This window comes from Ornithinimicrobium avium (genome assembly GCF_003351765.1).
GTDB classification, from domain to species: domain Bacteria; phylum Actinomycetota; class Actinomycetes; order Actinomycetales; family Dermatophilaceae; genus Ornithinicoccus; species Ornithinicoccus avius.
In genome coordinates this window covers 1484849-1506001 of record NZ_CP031229.1, presented here as the reverse complement: position 1 = coordinate 1506001, position 21153 = coordinate 1484849, and the positions used below count along the sequence as shown (strand labels likewise).

Annotated in this window: 23 protein-coding genes; 13 read left to right on the top strand and 10 right to left on the bottom strand. The window is 73.4% G+C overall.

The annotated features are described in order from the left end of the window. Positions 1-84 precede the first annotated feature (84 nt). The 5 genes from paaA (at position 85) to paaE (ending at position 3933) form a co-directional block, all read left to right on the top strand. Positions 85-1098 carry a 1,2-phenylacetyl-CoA epoxidase subunit PaaA gene (paaA, locus tag DV701_RS06785; RefSeq protein ID WP_114927637.1) on the top strand — a complete coding sequence of 338 codons (1014 nt, stop codon included), beginning with the start codon at positions 85-87 and terminating at the stop codon, positions 1096-1098. Then, entirely contained in the window at positions 1095-1382 is a 288-nt protein-coding gene (gene paaB / locus DV701_RS06780) for a 1,2-phenylacetyl-CoA epoxidase subunit PaaB (RefSeq protein ID WP_114927636.1), read from the top strand. The genes paaA and paaB overlap by 4 nt, the downstream gene beginning before the upstream one ends. Further along, entirely contained in the window at positions 1379-2203 is an 825-nt protein-coding gene (gene paaC, locus DV701_RS06775; RefSeq protein WP_114927635.1) for a 1,2-phenylacetyl-CoA epoxidase subunit PaaC, read from the top strand. The genes paaB and paaC overlap by 4 nt, the downstream gene beginning before the upstream one ends. Positions 2204-2220: 17 nt before the next feature. Then, positions 2221-2751 carry a 1,2-phenylacetyl-CoA epoxidase subunit PaaD gene (gene paaD, locus DV701_RS06770; RefSeq protein WP_114927634.1) on the top strand — a complete coding sequence of 177 codons (531 nt, stop codon included), beginning with the start codon at positions 2221-2223 and terminating at the stop codon, positions 2749-2751. Positions 2752-2814: 63 nt separating this feature from the next. Then, a complete protein-coding gene (gene paaE / locus DV701_RS06765) occupies positions 2815-3933 on the top strand; it encodes a 1,2-phenylacetyl-CoA epoxidase subunit PaaE (protein WP_114927633.1) in 1119 nt (372 codons plus the stop codon). Between the two features lie 89 nt (positions 3934-4022). Here the strand turns inward: paaE and DV701_RS06760 are convergent, their stop codons facing one another. The 6 genes from DV701_RS06760 to DV701_RS06735 all read right to left on the bottom strand — a co-directional run bounded on the left by DV701_RS06760 (position 4023) and on the right by DV701_RS06735 (position 10533). Next, positions 4023-5324 (bottom strand): NAD(P)/FAD-dependent oxidoreductase, encoded by a 1302-nt coding sequence (locus DV701_RS06760; protein ID WP_228255261.1) that lies wholly within the window; start codon positions 5322-5324, stop codon positions 4023-4025. 125 nt (positions 5325-5449) lie between these two features. After that, positions 5450-6961 (bottom strand): multicopper oxidase family protein, encoded by a 1512-nt coding sequence (locus DV701_RS06755; RefSeq protein WP_114927632.1) that lies wholly within the window; start codon positions 6959-6961, stop codon positions 5450-5452. Between the two features lie 4 nt (positions 6962-6965). Then, complete coding sequence (locus tag DV701_RS06750; RefSeq protein WP_114927631.1) at positions 6966-7433, bottom strand: hypothetical protein; 468 nt, start codon at positions 7431-7433, stop codon at positions 6966-6968. A gap of 169 nt (positions 7434-7602) precedes the next feature. After that, positions 7603-8226 carry a Maf family protein gene (locus tag DV701_RS06745; RefSeq protein WP_114930867.1) on the bottom strand — a complete coding sequence of 208 codons (624 nt, stop codon included), beginning with the start codon at positions 8224-8226 and terminating at the stop codon, positions 7603-7605. Between the two features lie 38 nt (positions 8227-8264). After that, positions 8265-8837 (bottom strand): GNAT family N-acetyltransferase, encoded by a 573-nt coding sequence (locus tag DV701_RS06740; protein ID WP_228255260.1) that lies wholly within the window; start codon positions 8835-8837, stop codon positions 8265-8267. A 16-nt stretch (positions 8838-8853) separates the two neighbouring features. Then, complete coding sequence (locus DV701_RS06735) at positions 8854-10533, bottom strand: DUF885 domain-containing protein (RefSeq protein WP_407669365.1); 1680 nt, start codon at positions 10531-10533, stop codon at positions 8854-8856. A 77-nt stretch (positions 10534-10610) separates the two neighbouring features. Here DV701_RS06735 and DV701_RS06730 point away from each other — a divergent pair, with 77 nt between their 5' ends. Continuing rightward, complete coding sequence (locus DV701_RS06730; RefSeq protein ID WP_114927629.1) at positions 10611-11270, top strand: MOSC domain-containing protein; 660 nt, start codon at positions 10611-10613, stop codon at positions 11268-11270. Positions 11271-11307: 37 nt separating this feature from the next. On the opposite strand, the gene DV701_RS06725 is transcribed toward DV701_RS06730, so the two are convergent. Together DV701_RS06725 and DV701_RS06720 are read right to left on the bottom strand one after the other, a co-directional pair. Next, positions 11308-11565 (bottom strand): acyl-CoA carboxylase subunit epsilon, encoded by a 258-nt coding sequence (locus tag DV701_RS06725; RefSeq protein ID WP_114927628.1) that lies wholly within the window; start codon positions 11563-11565, stop codon positions 11308-11310. Then, a complete protein-coding gene (locus DV701_RS06720) occupies positions 11562-13178 on the bottom strand; it encodes an acyl-CoA carboxylase subunit beta (RefSeq protein WP_114927627.1) in 1617 nt (538 codons plus the stop codon). Before DV701_RS06720 ends, DV701_RS06725 begins: the two co-directional genes overlap by 4 nt. 23 nt (positions 13179-13201) lie before the next feature. Here DV701_RS06720 and DV701_RS06715 point away from each other — a divergent pair, with 23 nt between their 5' ends. Genes DV701_RS06715 through DV701_RS06700 form a run of 4 tightly spaced genes read left to right on the top strand, consistent with a single transcriptional unit; the run spans position 13202 to position 16577 of the window. Then, positions 13202-13969 (top strand): biotin--[acetyl-CoA-carboxylase] ligase, encoded by a 768-nt coding sequence (locus DV701_RS06715; RefSeq protein WP_114927626.1) that lies wholly within the window; start codon positions 13202-13204, stop codon positions 13967-13969. A 9-nt stretch (positions 13970-13978) separates the two neighbouring features. Further along, positions 13979-14773 carry an enoyl-CoA hydratase/isomerase family protein gene (locus tag DV701_RS06710; protein WP_114927625.1) on the top strand — a complete coding sequence of 265 codons (795 nt, stop codon included), beginning with the start codon at positions 13979-13981 and terminating at the stop codon, positions 14771-14773. A 43-nt stretch (positions 14774-14816) separates the two neighbouring features. After that, on the top strand, positions 14817-15521 hold the full coding sequence (locus tag DV701_RS06705; protein ID WP_114930863.1) for a response regulator transcription factor: 705 nt from the start codon (positions 14817-14819) through the stop codon (positions 15519-15521). Between the two features lie 6 nt (positions 15522-15527). Further along, positions 15528-16577: a sensor histidine kinase gene (locus tag DV701_RS06700; RefSeq protein WP_114927624.1), complete on the top strand. Its 1050-nt coding sequence runs from the start codon at positions 15528-15530 to the stop codon at positions 16575-16577. On the opposite strand, the gene DV701_RS06695 is transcribed toward DV701_RS06700, so the two are convergent. After that, a complete protein-coding gene (locus tag DV701_RS06695; RefSeq protein WP_114927623.1) occupies positions 16550-17077 on the bottom strand; it encodes a GtrA family protein in 528 nt (175 codons plus the stop codon). The two genes, DV701_RS06700 and DV701_RS06695, sit on opposite strands and share 28 nt — an antisense overlap. Before the next feature lie 40 nt (positions 17078-17117). Here DV701_RS06695 and DV701_RS06690 point away from each other — a divergent pair, with 40 nt between their 5' ends. The 3 genes from DV701_RS06690 to DV701_RS06680 all read left to right on the top strand — a co-directional run bounded on the left by DV701_RS06690 (position 17118) and on the right by DV701_RS06680 (position 20244). Beyond that, the gene (locus DV701_RS06690; RefSeq protein WP_114927622.1) at positions 17118-18371 is read left to right on the top strand and encodes a 5-(carboxyamino)imidazole ribonucleotide synthase; all 1254 of its coding nucleotides are present in this window, start codon (positions 17118-17120) and stop codon (positions 18369-18371) included. Beyond that, a complete protein-coding gene (gene purE / locus DV701_RS06685) occupies positions 18368-18904 on the top strand; it encodes a 5-(carboxyamino)imidazole ribonucleotide mutase (protein WP_114927621.1) in 537 nt (178 codons plus the stop codon). The genes DV701_RS06690 and purE overlap by 4 nt, the downstream gene beginning before the upstream one ends. 179 nt (positions 18905-19083) lie before the next feature. After that, positions 19084-20244 carry an acyl-CoA dehydrogenase family protein gene (locus tag DV701_RS06680; protein WP_114927620.1) on the top strand — a complete coding sequence of 387 codons (1161 nt, stop codon included), beginning with the start codon at positions 19084-19086 and terminating at the stop codon, positions 20242-20244. Here DV701_RS06680 and DV701_RS06675 read toward each other — a convergent pair. After that, on the bottom strand, positions 20234-21124 hold the full coding sequence (locus DV701_RS06675) for a CoA transferase (RefSeq protein ID WP_228255258.1): 891 nt from the start codon (positions 21122-21124) through the stop codon (positions 20234-20236). The genes DV701_RS06680 and DV701_RS06675 overlap by 11 nt on opposite strands. Positions 21125-21153 lie beyond the last annotated feature (29 nt).

Genomic DNA, 21153 nt, shown 5'->3' with positions numbered 1-21153 from the left:
CCGGGCCCCGCCGCGCTATGACAGCGGGAGCGGCGTCCGACGGCTGACCTGTCATAAGGAGGAGTGCTCTGGCAGACTGGAGACATGTACGGCAACGACTTCGGGCCACGCGACGACGCACCGCTGAACGCCGCAGAGACGGAGGACTACACCCAGGCCCTCCAGGACTACTTCGACGGGTTGATCGAGGAGGACTCGCGCATCGAGCCGCGCGACGCGATGCCGGAGGCCTACCGCACGACGCTGATCCGCCAGATCGCCCAGCACGCCCACTCCGAGATCATCGGCATGCAGCCGGAGGGCAGCTGGATCACCCGCGCGCCCAGCCTGCGCCGCAAGGCGATCCTGATGGCCAAGGTCCAGGACGAGGCCGGCCACGGGCTCTACCTCTACTCCGCGGCGGAGACGCTCGGCGTGGACCGTGCCGAGCTGCTGGACAAGCTGCACACCGGTCGGCAGAAGTACTCCTCGATCTTCAACTACCCCACGCTGACCTGGGCCGACGCGGGCGCGATCGGCTGGCTGGTCGACGGCGCCGCGATCATGAACCAGGTGCCGCTGTGCCGGTGCTCCTACGGCCCCTACGCCCGCGCGATGATCCGGGTGTGCAAGGAGGAGTCCTTCCACCAGCGCCAGGGCTACGAGATCCTCTGGACCCTGTCCAGGGGCACCGAGTCGCAGCAGGCGATGCTCCAGGACGCGGCCAACCGCTGGTGGTGGCCCGCCCTGATGATGTTCGGCCCGCCGGACTCCGGGGAGCGGGCCAAGGACGGTCACACCGCCCAGAACATGGCCTGGGGCATCAAGCGCTTCACCAACGACGACCTGCGCCAGAAGTTCGTCGACATGACCGTGCCGCAGGCCATCAAGCTCGGCATCACCCTGCCCGACCCAGACCTTCGGTGGGACGCCGAGGCCGGGCACTGGGAGTTCGGTGAGATCGACTGGGAGGAGTTCTGGCGGGTCCTCAAGGGCGACGGCCCCTGCAACGCCCAGCGCGTCGCCACCCGCGTCGCCGCCCACGAGGAGGGCGCCTGGGTCCGCGAGGCCGCCCTCGCCCACGCCGCCCGGCACGAGACGCAGGAGGAGGTCGCATGACGCAGGCCAGCTGGCCCCTGTGGGAGGTCTTCGTCCGCGCCCGCAGGGGTTTGTCGCACACGCACGTGGGCTCCCTGCACGCCCCCGACGCGCAGATGGCGCTGCGCAACGCGCGCGACGTCTACACCCGTCGGCAGGAGGGCGTCTCCATCTGGGTGGTCGCCTCCGAGGAGATCACCGCCTCCAGCCCCGAGGAGCGCGACAGCTTCTTCGACCCGGCCGCGGACAAGGTCTACCGCCACCCCACCTTCTACGAGGTGCCCGAGGACGTGGAGTACCTGTGAGCGCGCCCACGCACGACTACTCCGGCGCGACCGTCGCGGCGCCCCGCGAGGCGCCGGAGCCGGACGCGCGCGGCCAGCACGCAGCATACCTGCTCAGCCTGGGCGACGACGCGCTGATCTACGCCCAGCGGCTGGGGGAGTGGATGACCCACGCCCCCCAGATCGAGGAGGACATGGCGCTGGGCAACGTCGGGCTGGACCTGCTCGGCCAGGGACGGGCGCTGCTGACACGCGCCGGCGAGGTCGAGGGGCAGGGCCGCGACGAGGACGCCCTGGCGATGCTGCGCGACGAGCGCGAGTTCCGCAACGTCCACCTCGTGGAGCAGCCCCGCGGCGACTTCGGCCAGGAGATGGCCCGGATGCTGTGGTTCGCCAGCTACCAGCACGAGCTCTACTCCGCACTGCTCGGCTCGGCCGACGAGACCCTCGCCGGCGTCGCCCAGAAGGCGGTCAAGGAGGTCGACTACCACCGTGACCACGCGACCCAGTGGGTGCTGCGGCTCGGTGACGGGACCGAGCTCAGCCACGAGCGCATGCAGGCCGCGCTGGACTGGGTGCATCCCTACGTCGCCGAGCTCGGCGAGGACTTCGCGGCGGCCCGGTGGGCCTCGGAGCAGGGCGTCGGGGTGCTCCCGTCCACGCTGACCGACGCGGTCAACTCCTACGTCTGCGGCGTCGTGGAGCACGCGACCCTGACCATGCCCGAGCAGCCTCGCTGGCGCGCCCGCGGCGGCCGCGAGGGCGTGCACTCCGAACCGATGGGCTTCCTGCTCGCCGAGCTCCAGCACATCGCGCGCAGCCACCCCGGCGCCACCTGGTGAGGGGAGGAGGACCGGGTATGCCGACGCACGCGCCCTCCCCGGAGGTCACCACCTCGCCCGACCTGCTCGAGCAGGTCGAGCGCGAGGTGCGGGCCGTGCGCGACCCGGAGATCCCGGTGATCTCCCTGGACGACCTGGGCGTGGTCCGCGACGTCGAGCGGGTCGGCGACGGCCTGCGGGTGACGATGACGCCGACCTACTCCGGCTGCCCCGCGATGAAGGTCATGGAGGACGACGTGCGCGCGGTCGGCGCCCGGCACGGCGTGGCCGTCGAGGTCGTCACCCGGCTCTCCCCGGCGTGGACCACCGACTGGATGAGCGAGCAGGGCCGGGAGTCGCTGCGCCGCTTCGGTATCGCGCCGCCCACCGGCGAGCGCGCCCACCACAGCGGCCCGGTCGGCCTCCGGCTGCAGGTGCGCCGCGTCACCTGCCCCCTGTGCGGCTCGCCGCAGACCGAGGAGATCTCGCGCTTCGGGTCCACGGCCTGCAAGGCGCTGCGCCGGTGCCTCTCCTGCAGGGAGCCGTTCGACGAGTTCAAGACCCTCTGACCGGGGCTCCGCCCCGGAGCCGACGACGACCGAGCACCACGACATACCAGACGAGGAGCGCACGTGGCCCTGATCCAGCAGCCGACCCGTCGGCGCGCGACCTTCCACGACCTGACCGTGAGCAAGGTGGACCGGCTCACCGACGACGCCGTCGCCATCTCCTTCGCGGTGCCCGAGGAGCTTCGTGAGGAGTTCCGGTTCGAGCCCGGCCAGCACCTGACCGTCCGCGCGACGATCGACGGTCAGGACGTGCGCCGCTCCTACTCCTGCTGCATCTCCCGGGCGGAGTCGCAGGAGCGGGGCGTGGTGCGGGTGGCCTCCGCGCGGCTACCGGGCGGCGCCATGTCGAGCTGGCTCAACGAGCACGTGCAGGCAGGTGACACGCTCGAGGTGATGACGCCGCTGGGCTCCTTCGTCTGCCCGACCGACCCGACCGCGACCAAGCACCACGTGGCGGTCGCCGCCGGGTCCGGGATCACCCCGGTGCTCTCCCTGCTCTCCACGGTGCTCGAGGAGGAGCCGGCGTCGCGGGCCACGCTGATCTTCGGCAACCGGCGCACCGACTCCATCATGTTCCTGGAGGAGCTGATGGACCTCAAGAACCGCTACCCCTCCAGGTTGTCCCTGTTCAACGTGCTCTCCCGCGAGCCGCAGGCGCTCGAGCTGCTCACCGGCCGCATCGACCGGGAGAAGTTCGAGGAGTTCCTGGCCACCTTCGTGCCCGAGGACGAGGTGGACGAGTGGTACCTGTGCGGGCCGTTCGGCATGGTCGAGGCGGTCCGCGAGGTGCTCGGCGAGCGGGGCGTGGACTCCCAGCACGTGCACCACGAGATCTTCCACGTCGACGACAGCGGCGGCATCGCGCCCGGACCGGCCGTGGAGATCGACGAGAGCGCGCCCGCCGAGGCCGTGGTGACCGTGACGCTGGGCGGGCGGACGACGACCGTGCCGATGCCCACCCGCCGCGAGACCATCCTCGATGCGACTCTGCGGGCGCGGGCCGACGCGCCCTTCTCCTGCACCAACGGGGTGTGCGGGACCTGCCGGGCCAGGGTCGTCAGCGGCCAGGTGGAGATGGACCGCAACTACGCCCTGGAGCCCGACGAGGTCCGGCGGGGCTACCGGCTGATGTGCCAGTCGCACCCGGTCAGCGACACGGTCGAGATCGACTACGACGCCTGACCACGGCGCCTGAGGGAGGGACCGGTCCGTCCCGACGCCTCGCCGGGACCGGTCCGAGCGGGACGGGTGGCCGGTGGTGCCGGCCCGGCTCAGCGGGCGGCGGCGCTGTCCCGGCGCAGGCGCGTGGGCGCCCAGGACAGCTTGCGCAGCGGGTCGAACGGGGTGAGGGCCGCAGGGACCTGCCCGGTGGTGATCTGCTCGGCCAGGAGCTGGCCGGTGACGGGACCGAGGGTGATGCCCCACATGCCGTGACCGCCGGCGACGAAGACGCGCTCGCTCGAGGTGGCACCGACCAGCGGCAGGCCGTCGGCGGTGACCGGGCGCGAGCCCACCCACTCGTCCTGGCGGTCGTCGAGGTCCGCGCCGCGCAGCAGCGGCCGGGTCGCCTCGACGATCGCCGTGATGCGACGCGGGTCGAGGGGGGCGTCCGGGCGGCGGAACTCCATCATCCCGGCCACCCGCAGCCGGTCTCCCAGCGGCGTCAGCGCCACCCGGGTCGCCGGGAAGTAGAGCGGTCCGGCGGGCATCTGCTCGGTGGGCACGCTGAAGGAGTAGCCGCGACCGGCCTGGACGACGTGACGCACGCCGAAGGGCTCCACCAGGTCGCCCAGCCAGGCGCCGCTGGCCACGACCACGGCGTCGTAGACGCCCGCGCCCTCGCCGCTGGCGTCCACGCGCACGCCCGCACTGCCGAGGTCCTCCAGGCCGAGCACCTCGGTGCCGGTGAGCAGCTGCGCACCGCGCTCGCGCACGGACGCGCCGAGCGCCTCGACGAAGTCGACGGGCCGGATGTAGCGCTGGCCGCGGATGAAGATCGCGGCCTGGACGGCGTCGGAGAGCGCCGGTTCCCGCCGCCGCGCCTCGTCGCCGCCGACCAGCTCGTGGTCGACATGACCGCCGGACCGCTCGATCTGGGCGAACTCCTCCAGCAGGACCTGTACGTCCCCGGCCCGCTCGTAGGCGGCGGTGAACGGCTCGGCCGGGTAGACCTCGGCGGACACCCCGTGGGTGGCCAGGTGGTCGAAGGCGGCCAGCGACTGCTCGTTGACCGGGATGAGCGCGCGCATGGCCTTGTCCCAGCGGCTGCCGGTGCTGTGCCGCGCGAAGCCGGCGACGAAGCGCGCCAGGCGCGGGTCCGCGGTCGGCGGCACGTAGACGGGTGAGTTGGGCGAGAGCACCGCCCGCAGCCCGTAGCGCAGCACCGCCGGCTCCGGCAGCGGCGTCGCGATCGCCGGCGTCAGCCAGCCCGCGTTGCCCCACGAGGCCCCCGCCGCCACCCCTTCCCGGTCGAGGACGGTGACCTCGACGTCCCGCTCCTGCAGGTACCAGGCCGTCGCCAGCCCGACCATCCCCGCACCGACCACCGCAACCCTGCGTGCACCCACAGCCACCACGAACTCCTTGCCGGGCCAAGTCCCGTTGTCCAGACCAGTCCCTGCCGGACCACGTCGTCGCGACCCATCGTCTCACCCTCCGGGCACACCCTCCAGCCGGGGTCCGGGTACGCCGTGCGCGCTCACTCGGGCTCGTTGTCGGCCGGCCCGCCGACGAGGAAGGGGGTGCTCACCCCTTCGTACATCAGGTGCGTGACCAGGCCCTCTCTGGCGTGGGGGAGGTTGTGGCAGTGGTCCATCCAGATCCCCGGGTTGTCGGCCGCGAACGCGATCTCGTAGGTCTGCCCGTCCGGCACGTCGAGCGAGTCGACCCACCACGGGCTGCCTGTCGAGGGCACGCCGTCGCGGCTGAGCACCAGCGCGTGGTGGCCGTGCAGGTGCATCGGGTGCACCTCGCCGCTGTAGTTGGACATGGTCATCACCACGACGTCGCCCTCGGCGACCATGAACATCGGCACGTCCGGGAAGAGGTGGTCGTTGATCGTCCACCACAGCCCCGGCCGGCCGTCGAGGAGGCCGAAGCGGCGGCTGATCACGTAGTCGAAGCGCCGGTCGGCCCGCGCCGGGTCGAACCCGGGGTCGGCCGGCGTGCCGTAGGAGAGCAGGTCGAGGGCCTCGGAAGGGGCTGGCGTGGTGGGCGCCGTCGCGCCCGCGGGGCCGAGGACGAGGGAGACGCCCGGCGCCTGCACGCGGGCCGCGCCCGTGGCCGGCACCTCGACCTCGAGGTCCACCCGGGCGCCCGCGGTCAGCGTGACCCGCCGACCCTGCACCGGGGTCGGCCCGTTCAGGTCCTGGCCGTCGACCGCCAGGACGCGGTATGCCGCGCCGCTGACCCAGATCTGGGTCGGCCCGTCGTCGGTGTTGACCAGCCGGACCCGGGCGGGCTGGCCGGGGGCGAGGGGGACCGGCGTGTCGCCGGTGCTGCCGTTGACCGTCCTGCCCACGCCGGCGTAGGTGTGCAGGAGCGCCAGGACGTCGGTCGTGGGCGGCCCGTCGGCATCGGGAGCCTCGGCGGAGGGGGCCGGGTGCACGACGACGGCGCCCAGCAGCCCCCGCACGACCTGCTCGTGGGAGATCTGGTGCGAGTGGTACCAGTAGGTGCCGGGCTCGTCGGCGACGAACCGGTAGACGTGCTCGCCGCCGGCCGGGACCGCGTCCTGGGTCACCCCGGCGACGCCGTCCTCGCCGTTGGGCACGTCCATGCCGTGCCAGTGCAGCGTCGTGCCCTCCGCCACGTCCTCGTTGCGCAGGACCACCTGCACCAGGTCGCCCTGCGTCGCCTCGACCACCGGCCCGGGCGAGGTCCCGTTGACCGTGTAGCCGCCGTCCGGGCGCTGGGCCACGGTGAGGGTGTAGCTGACGTCGGGCGAGCGGGAACGGTCGCCGACCAGGTCCCTCACGGAGACCGGGTCGGCGACCGTCGTGCCGGGGGCGGCCACCGGCGCCGTCCCGGCGCCGTGGTGGTGCCCGCCGGGTCCGGCGGCGGAGGTGGGACCGGTGCCGTGGTCGGCATACCCCATGTCCATCACCGAGTAGGTGCCCGGCACGAGGCTGCCGACCCAGAACCACCCGACGACGGCGACCACCGCGAGGGCCAGCACGGTGCTGACCAGCAGGGGCCGCCGTCGGGTCATCGCCTCAGACCCGCGCCCCGACGCGAGCCTCGGGGGTGCGCTCGACCGGCGCCTCCAGCCTGCTGCGCGCCGCGACGAGGGCGGCGGCGAACAGGAGGAGGGCGTTGAGGCCGTGCAGCATCGCCGCCAGGCTCAGGCCGTGGCCGAACATGCCCAGGGCGACCTGGAGCACGGTCAGGCCCAGCACCGTGGCGCCCAGGACGATGCCGCGGCGCGTGCGGGTGAGCAGGCCGACGACGAGCAGCACGAGCGCGAGCACGGGGATGACCATCATCCCGTTCATGCCGTGGATCATCATGCCGGTCACCTCGGCGAACGGCGGGGCGGCCTCGCTCTCCAGGACGCTCTTGTCGAGGACGCCGCCCTCGGAGACCCAGATGAACAGGCCGGAGTCCATCCAGGCGATCGCGGCCGCCTGGACGGCGATCAGGGCGCAGATGACGTAGGCGATGATGCGGAAGGCTGAGCGCATGACTTCTCCTTGGTGGTGCGGATGCGAGGTGGTGCGTCGGTCAGAGCCTGGGCCCCTGACGCAGATACACGTGCGGCCCGACGTCATCCATCGCACCCCTCGCCGGAGAGGGTGTCGTCACTCTGCAGGTGGGTCAGCATCCTCCTGGAGGATGGTTCCGCGCGGGCGGTCAGCGCCGAAGGTCGTGCCAGAGCAGGCCTGCCTCCAGCAGGAGCTCGCGCAGCAGGGGCAGGCTGACGCCGACCACGGCGTGGTGGTCGCCCTCGATCGAGGTGACGTAGGGCCCGCCGAGGCCGTCGACGGTGAAGGCGCCCGCCACGTGCAGCGGCTCCCCGGTCGCGACGTAGGCCTCGATCTCGGTGTCGGACAGGTCGGCGAAGTGCACCACCGTGGAGGCGGTCGCGCCGAGGGTGGCTCCGGTGCCGCCCTCGCGGTTGTCGACCACCCAGTGCCCGGTGTGCAGCGTGCCGGACCGTCCGCGCATCGCCCGCCAGCGCGCGGCGGCCGTGGCGGCGTCGCCCGGCTTGCCGTGGACCTGCCCGTCCAGCTCGAGCACCGAGTCGCAGCCGAGCACGAGCGCGTCGCGGTCCTCCTGCTCCACGACGGCCTCGCACTTGGCCCGGGCGAGGGTGAGCGCGACGTCCGCGGGGCGGAGCACGCCATACCTGTCCTGCGCGCGGGCGAGAGCCGCCTCCTCGTCGACGCCGGACACGACGACCTCGGGGTCCACACCGGCGGACCGGAGCGTGGACAGGCGGGCGGGTGAGGCCGAGGCCAGGACGAGCGGGATCACGGGCGTCAGGGTATGCGGTGCGCGCCGCCCGCCCCGCGTCAGGGCGTGCGCGTGGCGCGCCACTCCTGCGCGGTGAGGACGTGGAGGCGGTGGGCGACCAGGTCGGGGTAGGCGGTGGGGTCGACGCGGGGGTGGTCGAAGTCGCCCGCGGGGTCGCGTCGCAGGCCGATCTTCTCCATCACCCGCAGCGAGGCGCGGTTGCCGGCCGCCGTGAACGACACGATCTGCGCCAGCCCGACCTCCTCGAAGCCGAACCGCAGCGCCTCCCGGGCGGCCTCCGGCGCGTAGCCGTGGCCCCAGGCGTGGGCGGCCAGCCGCCAGCCCACCTCGACGCCCGGCCCGGACGGCAGGAAGTCGGCCGGCCACAGGCCCGTGTAGCCGAGGAACTCACCGGTGGCGAGCAGCTCCAGCGCCCACAGCCCCCAGCCGTGCTGCGCCCAGCACGCGTCGATGCGGTCCACGAACGCGTCGGAGCGCTCCCGGCCCAGCGGCCCCTGCAGGTGCCGGGTGACGAGCGGGTCGGCGTTGAGCGCCGCGAACGGCTCCCGGTCGGCGTCCCGCAGGCCGCGCAGGAGCAGCCGCTGCGTCCGCAGCTCCGGGACGGTCGACACGGCGCCCGCCCCGGGCTCAGAGCTCGCCGAGGACCGCGGCGCGCAGGGTGTCCAGGCCGACCCCGCCGACGTCGAGGGCGCGGCGGTGGAAGGCCTTGAGGTCGAAGTCCTCGCCCTCGCGCTCGCGGACCTCCTCGCGCAGCTGGAGCCAGAGCCGCTCGCCGATCTTGTAGGCGGGCGCCTGGCCCGGCCAGCCCAGGTAGCGGTCCAGCTCGAAGCGGGTGAAGCCCTCGTCCATGTTGGTGTGCGCGTCGAGCAGCGCCCACGCCTTGTCGTAGGTCCACTCGCCCCCACCCACCTCCTCGGGCGCCTCGAAGCCGCAGTGCACGCCGATGTCGATGACGACGCGTGCGGCGCGGAGGGCCTGGGCGTCGAGCAGACCCATCCGGTTGCCCGGGTCGTCCATGTAGCCCAGGTCGGCCATCAGCCACTCGCTGTAGAGCGCCCAGCCCTCCCCTTGCCCGGAGGTCCAGGAGGCCAGCCGGCGCCAGCGGTTGAGCAGCTCGGAGCGGTAGACGGTCTGCCCGATCTGCAGGTGGTGGCCGGGGACGCCCTCGTGGTAGACGGTCGTCAGCTCGCGCCACGTGGAGAACCGGGTCACGCCCTTGGGCACCGACCACCACATGCGGCCGGGCCGGGAGAAGTCCTCGGAGGGGGCGGTGTAGTAGATGCCGCCGGTCTGGCTCGGCGCGATCATGCACTCGATCCGCCGGACCGGCCCCGGGACGTCGAAGTGGACGTCGGCCAGGTCGGCCACCGCCTCGTCCGCCTTCTCCTGCATCCACGCGCGCAGGGCGTCGGTGCCGTCGAGCTGGTAGGCGGGATCTTCGTCGAGGACCGCCACCGCCTCCTTGACGGTGGCGCCGGGCCGGATCTGCTCGGCCGTCTCCTCCATCAGCACGGTGATGCGGGCCAGCTCCTCCTGCCCCCAGCGGTAGGTCTCCTCCAGGTCGATCGTGGCCCCGAGGAAGGAGCGGGAGCGCAGCTGGTAGAGCTCGCGGCCGGAGGCGTCGGACCTCGGGGCCTTCGGGGCCAGCTCGTCGAGGTAGGTCGCCAGCGCGCCGAACGCGGACCGGGCCGAGCCCACGGCGGCGTCGAGCAGCCCGCGGACCTCCTCGGGCTGGCCCTCGGCCTCGCGGAGCAGCGCCTGGAAGGTGCTGGTGTCCTCGGCAGCCTGGTCCCGGCACTGCTCGGCGACCTTCTCCACCTGGCGGCGCGGGACGACCTGGCCGCGCTCGGCCGACCAGGCGAGGGCCGAGGCGTACTGCTGCAGGGCGATCGGCACCGCGTCGAGGCGGGCGGCGATGGTGCGCCACTGCTCCTCGGTGTCCTTGCCCATGATGTCGAAGATGTCGCGCACCGCCTGCGGGGCGGAGGCGATGACGTTGAGGTCGACCGGCGCGCGGCCCTCCAGCACCAGGTCCAGCTCCTCGACCTCCAGGCCGAGCCGCTCGCGCAGGGCGGCGGCGGTGACCCTGTCCACGTCGTCCTGCGGCGTGCGCCGGCCCAGCTGCTCGAGGGTGTCGGCGGACAGGTCCCGGCGGGCCCGCAGGCCGTCCACGGACAGGTCGTCCAGCCGGTCGTCCTGCCCGGCGACGCCCAGGTAGGTGGCCTCCATCGGGCTGTGGACGACCACGGCGTCGAGGTGGTCCTCGGCGAGGCGGTCGATCTCGGTCTGCTCACGCGTCTGCTCGATCACGAGGGGCAAACCTACCCGGCCGGACGTCCCGGTGCCAGACGTGTGCCGCAGCGAGGACGACATACGGTGTGGCCATGAGTCCCCGCGTCCGGTCCACCAACCTGGCCCGCCCGAAGCCGGAGCCGGGCGGCAGGCCCTACCTGACCGGCATCGACAAGCGGCCGGTCGAGCGGCTCGAGGTCTTCGAGCCCGGCCCGCACTACGGCGACGGGCCGGGCGTCGTGGGCGACCACGTCGGAGACCTCGAGCACCACAGCGGGGCCAACAAGGCGGTCTACGCCTACGCCCGCGAGGAGCTCGACCGGTGGGGGCGTGAGCTGGGCCGGGACCTCACCGACGGGTGGTTCGGGGAGAACCTCACCACCGAGGGCATCGTCCTGGAGGAGCTGCTCGTCAACCAGCAGCTGCGGGTCGGCCCGCACGTGGTCCTGGAGGTCTCGGTGCCGCGCACGCCGTGCGCCACCTTCGCCGGCCACGTGGGCGAGCCCGGATGGGTGCGGCGCTTCGCCGCGCACGGTCGGTGCGGGACCTACCTGCGGGTGGTGGTGCCCGGCACGGTGCGGACCGGGGACACGATCGTGCCGCTGGAGCGCCCGGAGCACGACGTCGACATGCTCACGGCCTTCGCCGCGGCGATGGGCGACGACGCGGCCGGCCGGCGGGTGCTGGAGGCGCACTGCCTGCCGCAGATGTACCACCAGCGCTACGTGCGGAAGTTCTCGGCCAGGGCCTGATCCGCGGCGGGCCTCCCTGGGCGCGTGAGGGGAGGCCTCAGCGTGGCAGCGCGGAGGCCCGCCAGCCGCCGGGGCCGACCGTGGGACGGGTCCGGGAGAAGGGGGCCCGGGCCCTCCACAGCGAGGTGGGCGTCGCGCGCTGGTCGGTGCCGCTGCCGGAGGAGGCCGCGGTGAGCACCACGGTCAGCGCCGCCAGCTGCTCGGGCGTGGGGTTGCCGCGCTCGACGAGGATCACCGGCGTCGCCGGCGCGGCCTCGCCGCCGGTGACCGTGACCGCCTGCTCCTCGGCGCTCACAGCGGGATGTTCCCGTGCTTGCGGGGCGCCCGGTCGGCGCGCTTGGAGCGGAGCATGCGCAGCGCCCGGGAGACCTGGACCCGCGTCTGCGAGGGGGCGATGACGGCGTCGACGTAGCCGCGCTCGGCGGCGATGTAGGGGTTGGCGAGGGTGTCCTCGTACTCCTGGACCCGGCGGGCTCGCTCGGCCTCCACGTCCCCGCCCTCGGCGGCGACCCTGGCCAGCTCGCGGCGGTAGAGGATGTTGGCCGCGCCCTGGGCGCCCATGACCGCGATCTGCGCGGTGGGCCAGGCCAGGTTGACGTCGGCGCCGAGGTGCTTGGAGCCCATGACGTCGTAGGCACCCCCGTAGGCCTTGCGGGTGATCACGGTGACCAGGGGCACGGTCGCCTCGGCGTAGGCGAAGAGCAGCTTGGCGCCGCGACGGATGATGCCGCCGAACTCCTGGTCGGTGCCGGGCAGGAAGCCGGGGACGTCGACGAAGGTCAGGATCGGGACGTTGAAGGCGTCGCAGGTGCGCACGAACCGGGCGGCCTTCTCCGAGGCGTCGATGTCCAGGGTGCCCGCCAGCTGCATGGGCTGGTTGGCCACGACACCGACCGAGCGGCCCTCGACCCGGCCGAAGCCGATGACGATGTTGGGGGCGAACAGCTCCTGGACCTCCAGGAAGTCCTCGTCGTCCAGCACGGCCCGGATCGCGGTCTTGATGTCGTAGGGCATGTTGGTCGAGTCCGGCACGAGGGCGTCCAGCGCGAGGTCGGCGTCGGTGGGCTCGTCGTCGGTGGGCTCGTCGTCGAAGACCGGCGGCTCCTCGAGGTTGTTCTGCGGGAGGAAGCCGATGAGCTCGCGCACGTAGTCCAGCGCGTCGTCCTCGTCGCTGGCCATGTAGTGCGCCACGCCCGAGACGGTGTTGTGCGTCCGCGCGCCGCCGAGGTCCTCGAAGGTCACGTCCTCGCCGGTGACCGTCTTGATGACGTCCGGCCCGGTGATGAACATGTGCGAGGTCTGGTCGACCATGACGACGAAGTCGGTGATCGCGGGGGAGTAGACCGCCCCGCCCGCGCACGGGCCCATGACCAGGGAGATCTGCGGGATGACGCCCGAGGCGTCGACGTTGCGCCGGAAGATCTCGGCGTAGAGGCCCAGCGCCACCACGCCCTCCTGGATCCGGGCGCCGCCGGAGTCGTTGATGCCCACGACCGGGCAGCCGACCTTCATCGCCAGGTCCATGACCTTGACGATCTTCTCCCCGAAGACCTCGCCCAGGGACCCGCCGAAGACGGTGAAGTCCTGGGAGAAGACCGCGACCGGGCGCCCGTCGACGGTGCCGTAGCCGGTGACCACACCGTCGCCGTAGGGCCGGTTGCGCTCCTGGCCGAAGGCGGTGGAGCGGTGCCGGGCCAGGGCGTCCAGCTCGGTGAAGCTGCCCTCGTCGAGCAGGCCCTCGATGCGCTCGCGCGCGGTCCTCTTGCCCTTGGCGTGCTGCTTCTCCACGGCCTTGGCCGAGCCGGCGTGCACCGCCTCGTCCATCCGCTCCTGGTGGTCGGCGAGCCGGCCGGAGGTGGTCCGCAGGTCGGGGCCGGTGTCGTCGGCGGCGCTGGCGGTGTCGGTCATGGGGACCAACTTAACGTTGTCCCATGGACACGCTGCGCTGGGCCGCGCCGGAGCACCACGAGTCGGTGGGCTCGACCAACGAGCTGGCGCTCGCCGACCCCCGCCCCGGGCGGGTCGTCGTCGCCGACCACCAGACCGCCGGGCGCGGGCGCCGCGGGCGCGTCTGGTCCTCGCCGCCGGGGACGGGTATGGCGATCTCCGCCGTGGTGCCGCCCGTCGCCCCCGCGCTCATGGGCTGGGTCCCGCTCGTCGCGGGGCTGGCCCTCGCCGAGGGGCTCCGGGCGAGCAGGTGGCCCGTCGACGCGGTGCTCAAGTGGCCCAACGACGTGCTGCTCCCGCTGCGGGGGGCCGGCGGCGAGGACCGGGACCACGGCAAGGTCGCAGGCGTCCTGGCCCAGGTGGCCCGCGACGGCAGCATCGTCGTGGGCACCGGTCTGAACGTCGACCACGAGACCGACCAGCTGCCGGTGCCGGCGGCCACCTCCTGGCGGCTCGTCCGGGGAGGCGCCCCGCTTCCGCAGGCGGCCCGCGAGGGGCTGCTGAGCGACTACCTGGACCGGCTGGCCCGCTGGCACGAGGCGCTGACGCAGGAGGACCTCAGGGCGGTGCGCACGGCATACCAGGGACGCTGCGCGACCATCGGCCGGGCGGTCGTGGTGCACCGGCCGGACGGCGGGAGGACCACCGGCACCGCCGTCGGCGTGGACGACTCCGGGGCGCTGCTCGTGGAGGGGGAGGCGGGCCGCACCCTCCACCACGCCGGTGACGTGGAGCACCTGCGTTCCCAGTAGCCTGCCCCCATGGACGCACCCACGATGCTGCAGGTCATCCGGCACGGTGAGGGCGGGCACGTCGTCGAGCTGTCCCTGGACCGGCCGGGGTCGATGAACGCGATCAGCACCGCCTTCAGCGAGGAGATCACCGCCACCACCGCCGCGCTGGGCGCCGACCCCTCGGTGCGCGCCGTCGTCGTGACCAGCACGCACGACCGGGCGTTCTGCGTCGGCGCCGACCTCAAGGAGCGCAACGGCTTCACCGACGCCCAGATGATGGACCACCGGCTGGTCTCCAGGCTGGCCTACCGCGGCGTGCTCGACCTGCCGGTCCCCGCGGTCGCGGCGGTGGAGGGCTACGCGCTGGGGGGAGGGATGGAGATCGCGCTGTCCTGCGACCTGGTCGTCGCCGGCGAGCGCGCCACGCTGGGGCTGCCCGAGGTCGGCGTCGGCGTCATCCCGGGCGGCGGCGGCACCCAGCTGCTCACCCGCCGGGTGGGCTGGTCGCGGGCCGCGTCGATGATCTTCACCGCCCGCCGGCTGACGGCCGCGGAGGCCCGCGACCTGGGGGTCGTCGACGAGCTGGTCCCCGCCGGAGACGCCCGGGACCGGGCGCTGCAGATCGCCACCGGGATCGCCGCGAACTCGCCGGTCGCGGTGCGCAACGCCAAGAAGGCCATGCGCCTGGGCCAGGGCACCGACCTGGCCGCCGGGCTGGAGATCGAGGACGGCTGCTGGCGGGCCACCGCGTTCAGCCGGGACCGTGCCGAGGGGGTGGCCGCCTTCGTGGAGAAGCGGACGCCGGCATGGCCCGGGACCTGAGCGGAGGACATACAGTCGGGTGGCGACGAAGGAGGACGCGGACATGACCAGGGTGCTGCTGGCCGAGGACGACCCCACCATCTCTGAGCCGCTCGCGAGGGCGCTGCGGAGGGAGGGCTACGTGGTGACGATCGCCGACGACGGGCGGGCCGCGCTGAGCGAGGCCGTCCAGGAGCCGGCGCACGACCTGGTGATCCTCGACCTCGGCCTGCCGCACATCGACGGGGTGGACGTGTGCCGCGCCGTCCGCGACGCCGGCGTCCGGACGCCGGTGCTCATGCTCACCGCGCGCAGCGAGGAGGTGGACACCGTCGTCGGGCTCGACGCGGGCGCCGACGACTACGTGACCAAGCCGTTCCGGCTCGGCGAGCTGCTGGCCCGGGTGCGGGCCCTGCTGCGGCGCGGACCGGAGCCGCTGGCCACCCGCGAGGGCGCGGCGCTGCGGATGGACGTGCAGGCCCGTCGGGTCTTCCTGCACGACCAGGAGGTGCGGCTGACGACCAAGGAGTTCGACCTGCTGCGCGTCCTGATGCGCGAGGAGGGCAGGGTCGTGCCCCGCGAGCTGCTCATGCGCGAGGTGTGGGACAGCTGGTTCGGCTCGACCAAGACGCTCGACATGCACGTGTCCGTGCTGCGCCGCAAGATCGGCGACGACGCGCACGACCCCCGCCACATCGTCACGGTGCGCGGTGTCGGCTTCCGCTTCCAGGACGACCCCGCCGACGCGGACGACGTCGGGACGGACTGACCCCTCGTGCGCGAGGTCCTGCGCGAGCTCGCGCTGCGCGTCCTGCTCGTCGTCACCGGCGTGGTCGCCGGGACGACCGGCCTGGTGGTGTGGATCCTCGTCGCGCTCGAGGAGAGACTCGGGCCGGTCCCGCTGTGGGCGCTCCTGCTCACCGTCGTGGGCGGGTCCCTGGCCACCGTCGGCGCTGTCGCCTGGGCCCTGCGCCCGCTGGCGGACCGCACCGCCGAGGTGGTGGCCGACCCGCTGCGCCGGCTGGCCCACCGCACCGACGAGATGGCTTCCGGCGGCTTCGCGCTGGACCCGCAGACCCGTCCCGGGCGACTGGTCGAGCCGCCCCCCTGGCGGGGCGGCATCAGGGAGATCGACGCGGTCGCCCGGGAGATCGACCGGCACCACAGCACCTTCGCCCGGGCCCTGGTCTCCGAGCGGTCCTTCGCCGCCGACGCCTCCCACCAGCTGCGTACCCCGCTGGCGGCCCTGCTGCTGCGGCTGGAGGAGATCGCCCAGGCCGAGGACGCGGCGGTGGCCCGCACCGAGGCCGAGATCGCCATCGGCCAGGTGGAGCGGCTGACCGGCGTCGTCGCCGAGCTGCTGCGCCGCACCCGGGTCGGTCACGCCAGCGGCGGTGCGCTCAGCGCCGTCGACCACGTCCTCGCCGGCCTCGACGAGGAGTGGACGCCCGCGTTCGCCGAGCAGGAGCGGGAGATCGTGCTCAGCAGCGAGCGCGGCATCATCGTCGAGGCCAGCGCCCCGGCGGTCTCGCAGGTGCTCAACACGCTCGTCGAGAACGCCCTCGTCCACGGCCGCGGCCGGGTCGAGGTGCACGTCGGCAGGTCCGGACCCTCGGCGGTGTTCACGGTGGCCGACCAGGGGGCGGGCATCCCCGACCAGATGGCGCGCTCGGTCTTCGAGCGGGCGGTCACGACGGGGTCGGGCACCGGTCTGGGCCTGGCGGTGGCGCGGGAGACCGCCGAGACCATGGGCGGGCGGCTGGAGCTGACGCGGGTGCGGCCGCCGGTGTTCTCGCTCTACCTGCCGCTGGCCACGACGCCCTGACCCTCGGGCGCCAGGCCCTCCTCGGCCTCCAGCTCGGCCCGGAAGACGAACGTGCGGTAGGCCCAGAACCGGAAGAGGGTCCCGAGCACCAGCCCGACGCCGTTGCCGGAGAGGTTGTCGGCCAGCTGGCTGTGCAGGTCGAGCACGTAGCGGGAGAAGCCCAGGCAGGCCAGCGCGATCGCCAGTCCGACGGCGTTGAAGAAGAGGAACAGCACGAACTCGCGGCCGACCGCCACCCGCCGCCGGTGCCGGAAGGTCCACAGCCGGTTGCCGAGCCAGGAGAAGACCGTTGCGATGCTCGTGGAGAGCACCTTGCCCAGCAGGGGCTGGTCGGCCATCGCGCCGTCGACCACGCCGGGCACGCCGAAGACGAGGACGTTGTAGAGCACGGTGTCGAGCAGGAAGGCCAGCGCCCCGACGGTGCCGAACTTGGCGACCTCGTGGGCGAGCGTGTCGTAGAGACGCCGCAGCCGCGCGACGAGGGTGGGCTGCGGGGTCACCTGCGCGAGTCTACGTGCGGCCTGTGGGTAGGGTCTGACCGTGCATCCGACGACACCCACGCCCGCCCCCGACGAGTCCTCCGCGCCCGCTCCCCCGCTGCGCGCCGAGGGCGGCTTCCCGGTCGTCGGGATCGTCGGCGGGGGCCAGCTGGCCAGGATGTGCCAGCCGCCCGCGGTCGCGCTGTCGCTGACCCTGTCGGTGCTCGCCGAGTCCCGGACCGCCGCCGCCGCCCTCGTCGTGCCGCACAGCCCGGTCGGCGAGCACACCGACCTGGAGGCGCTGCGCGTCTGGGCCCGGCACTGCGACGTGGTCACCTTCGACCACGAGCACGTGCCCCAGGAGGTCCTGGCTGCACTCGCCGAGGACGGCGTCGAGCTGCACCCCGCCCCCGCGGCCCTGGTCTACGCCCAGGACAAGCTCGCGATGCGCGAGCGGCTCACCGAGCTCGGTCTGCCCTGCCCCCGATGGGCGCGGGCCCGCACCGCCCAGGAGGTGGAGGCCTTCGCCGCCCAGGTGGGCTGGCCGATCGTGGTCAAGACCCCGCGCGGGGGCTACGACGGCAAGGGCGTCCAGGTATGCCGTGGCCCGGCCGAGGTGGCGCCGTGGCTCGCCGGCGTCGGGCAGGCCGGCCTGTCCGACGGTCTGCTGCTGGAGGAGGCGGTCGAGTTCACCCGCGAGCTGTCGATCATGGTGGGGCGCAGCCCGTCCGGACAGGCGGCCGCGTGGCCGGTCGTGGAGACCGTCCAGGAGGACGGCATCAACACCGAGGTGCTCGCCCCGGCGCCCGGTCTGGACCCGGCCCTGGCCACCTCGCTCACCCAGGGCGCGCTGCGGATCGCCGGCGAGCTCGGCGTCACGGGCGTCATGGCCGTGGAGGCCTTCGAGGTGAGGGACCCGCAGACCGGCGCCACCACATACCTCGTCAACGAGCTCGCCATGCGCCCGCACAACAGCGGCCACTGGACGATCGACGGCTCGGTGACCAGCCAGTTCGAGCAGCACCTGCGCGCGGTGCTGGACCTGCCGCTGGGCGACCCGTCGGCGCGGGACCCGTGGACCGCGTCGGCCAACGTGCTCGGCGGTGACTACCCGGGGCTCTACGGGACCTACCGGCACCTGATGGCGCGCGACCCGGGGCTGAAGATCCACCTCTACGGCAAGGGCGTGCGCCCGGGCCGCAAGCTGGGCCACGTCACCGTCTTCGGGGGTGACGGCTCCGCGGAGTCCCTCGAGGAGCTGCGCGGACGGGCCCGGCACGCCGCGGACTACCTGCAAGGAGTGGTGACCGAATGACCGGCGACACGATCGGCACCGGGCCCGCACCCCTCGTCGGGCTGGTGATGGGCAGCGACAGCGACTGGCCGGTGATGGAGGCCGCCGCGCAGGCGCTGGAGGAGTTCGGCGTGCCCTACGAGGCGGACGTCGTCTCCGCGCACCGGATGCCGACCGAGATGATCGCCTACGGGCAGGGCGCGGCCGACCGCGGCCTGAGGGTGATCGTCGCGGGCGCGGGCGGGGCGGCGCACCTGCCGGGGATGCTGGCGTCGGTGACGGTGCTGCCGGTCATCGGGGTCCCGGTGCCGCTGAAGCACCTGGACGGGATGGACTCGTTGCTCTCGATCGTGCAGATGCCCGCCGGGATCCCCGTCGCGACCGTGTCGGTGGGCGGTGCGCGCAACGCCGGTCTGCTGGCGGTGCGGGTGCTCGCGGCCGGGGAGGGCGAGCTGGCGGAGCGGCTGGGGGTGCAGCTGGCGACCTTCGCCGCGGACCTGAGCGACCAGGCCCACGCCAAGGGCGAGAAGCTGCGGCAGCGGCGCGGGGGCTGAGCCGCCCACGTCCGTGAGGCGTGCACGTTCTCCGGGTGGTCGGGCGGCACCGTCCCGCGGGCACTTCTCAACCGTGGCGTGGGTCCCACCATGCGGGCACCTGCGTGTGAGGCACCTGGGCGTCGCGGAATCTTGACGGGCGCGTCAGCCGTCGTCCACGGGCCAGTACGCTGTGGGGCATGACCGACTTCGACCTGTTCCGGATCAACGAGGACCACGAGGCGTTGCGGGAGGCCATCCGGGAGATCGCCGACGAGCAGATCGCGCCGCACGCGGCGGCGGTGGACGAGGAGAGCAGGTTTCCCGAGGAGGCGCTCAAGGCGCTGGTCGCGACCGACATGCACGCCCCGCACATCGCCGAGGAGTACGACGGCGTCGGGGCTGACGCCCTCGCGACCTGCATCGTCATCGAGGAGGTCGCGCGGGCCTGCGCAAGCTCCTCGCTGATCCCGGCCGTCAACAAGCTCGGCACGATGCCGCTGATCCTGGCCGCCAGCGACGAGATCAAGGCGAAGTACCTCCCGCCCGTCGCGCGCGGTGAGGCGATGTTCTCCTACGGCCTGTCCGAGGCCGGCGCCGGCTCGGACACCGCGGGTATGACGTGCAAGGCCATCGAGCAGCCCGACGGGTCGTTCGTGCTCAACGGGCAGAAGTCGTGGATCACCAACGCCGGGGTCTCGGAGTACTACACCGTCCTGGCCGTGACCGACCCCGACGGCCAGCGGGGCCGCAACGTGACCGCCTTCGTCGTGGAGAAGTCCGACGAGGGCTTCACCTTCGGGGCCAAGGAGAAGAAGCTGGGCATCAAGGGCAGCCCCACCCGCGAGCTGCACTTCGACAACTGCGTCATCCCCGGCGACCGGATGGTCGGCGAGCGCGGCGAGGGTCTGAAGATCGCGCTGCGCACCCTGGACCACACCCGCGTCACCATCGGCGCGCAGGCCGTCGGCATCGCCCAGGGCGCGCTCGACGCGGCGCTGGCCTACGTCAAGGAGCGCCAGCAGTTCGGCAAGGCGATCGCCGAGTTCCAGGGCGTGCAGTTCATGCTCGCGGACATGGGCATGAAGCTGGAGGTCGCCCGGCAGATGGTCTACGTCGCGGCGGCCAGGTCCGAGCGCGGCGACACCGACCTGCCCTTCTTCGGGGCCGCCGCGAAGTGCTTCGCCTCCGACGCGGCGATGGAGATCACCACCGACGCGGTGCAGCTCTTCGGCGGCTACGGCTACACCAAGGACTTCCCCGTCGAGCGGATGATGCGCGACGCCAAGATCACCCAGATCTACGAGGGGACCAACCAGGTCCAGCGCATCGTCATGGCTCGCCAGCTGCTCAAGGGCTGAACGGCCCCGTCCGGAGGCCGTCCAGACCGTGCGGGTCGGCCCGGACGGCGACGAGCGGGATGTCGTGCTCGGCGGCCCAGGCCTGCCACTCGGCGGCGGTGCGCCCGGAGAAGGCCCGGCCCAGCCGCTCCCGGGTGCAGTCCTGCGGCTCCAGCCCCAGGGCCGCCAGCAGGGTCGCGGCGAAGTGCGGTTCCAGGGCGGCCACCGCGATCCTGCCCTCCCGGGTGTCGTAGGTGCCGTAGACCGACAGACCGCCGCCGAGCGGCTGCCCGGGCCCGGTCAGGCCGGCCCGCAGCGGACCGGAGAACGTCTGCGCCAGGTCCGACAGGGGCACCTCGCGGCGGACACCCTCGCCGACGCGGGCGCGAGCGACGAGCGAGGCGCAGGCCTCCGCCGCCGCCCGCTCGGCGCCGGCGAGGTCGACGGTGAGGGTCGAGGGCATCCGCCCGCCGGCGATCAGGCCGTGGGCCGCCTGGTAGGTCAGGTCGTGGCCGGCGGCCTCCGCCGCGTCCCCGGGGTAGCCGACGATGTCGACCTGGCAGACCTGCGGGTGCCGCTCGTGCACGCGCGCGAAGTCCAGGCCCATCCGCTCCAGCGCCGACGGCCGCGACGAGGTGACCAGGACGTCGGCGGTCGCGAGCAGCCCCTCGACCTCGGCCCGGCCGGCCTCCGTCCTGAGGTCGGCGGTCCGCAGGTCCTGACCGGAGTGCAACTCCTCGAAGTAGGCCGGTGCGTACCTCTGCAGCGGGTCCCCGCCAGGCGGCAGCACGGTGACGGCGGACGCACCCAGGGCCACCAGCCGCGCGACCGCAGCCGGGCCCGGCAGGTTGATCGCGACCGAGACGATCCTGATGCCGTCGAGAGGTTCTGCGCCAGTCACGATGCTCCTCCTCCGCGGCGCAGGTCCTC

What these genes read in the sequence shown, in the direction of transcription:
- DV701_RS06720 (WP_114927627.1), bottom strand. Translation starts at nt 13,178, where the DNA reads ATGACCGACACCGCCAGCGCCGCCGACGACACCGGCCCCGACCTGCGG.
- DV701_RS06710 (WP_114927625.1), top strand. Translation starts at nt 13,979, where the DNA reads ATGGACGCACCCACGATGCTGCAGGTCATCCGGCACGGTGAGGGCGGG.
- DV701_RS06750 (WP_114927631.1), bottom strand. Translation starts at nt 7,433, where the DNA reads ATGCGCTCAGCCTTCCGCATCATCGCCTACGTCATCTGCGCCCTGATC.
- DV701_RS06730 (WP_114927629.1), top strand. Translation starts at nt 10,611, where the DNA reads ATGAGTCCCCGCGTCCGGTCCACCAACCTGGCCCGCCCGAAGCCGGAG.
- paaB (WP_114927636.1), top strand. Translation starts at nt 1,095, where the DNA reads ATGACGCAGGCCAGCTGGCCCCTGTGGGAGGTCTTCGTCCGCGCCCGC.
- paaD (WP_114927634.1), top strand. Translation starts at nt 2,221, where the DNA reads ATGCCGACGCACGCGCCCTCCCCGGAGGTCACCACCTCGCCCGACCTG.
- DV701_RS06715 (WP_114927626.1), top strand. Translation starts at nt 13,202, where the DNA reads ATGGACACGCTGCGCTGGGCCGCGCCGGAGCACCACGAGTCGGTGGGC.
- DV701_RS06680 (WP_114927620.1), top strand. Translation starts at nt 19,084, where the DNA reads ATGACCGACTTCGACCTGTTCCGGATCAACGAGGACCACGAGGCGTTG.
- DV701_RS06755 (WP_114927632.1), bottom strand. Translation starts at nt 6,961, where the DNA reads ATGACCCGACGGCGGCCCCTGCTGGTCAGCACCGTGCTGGCCCTCGCG.
- paaA (WP_114927637.1), top strand. Translation starts at nt 85, where the DNA reads ATGTACGGCAACGACTTCGGGCCACGCGACGACGCACCGCTGAACGCC.
- DV701_RS06705 (WP_114930863.1), top strand. Translation starts at nt 14,817, where the DNA reads ATGACCAGGGTGCTGCTGGCCGAGGACGACCCCACCATCTCTGAGCCG.
- purE (WP_114927621.1), top strand. Translation starts at nt 18,368, where the DNA reads ATGACCGGCGACACGATCGGCACCGGGCCCGCACCCCTCGTCGGGCTG.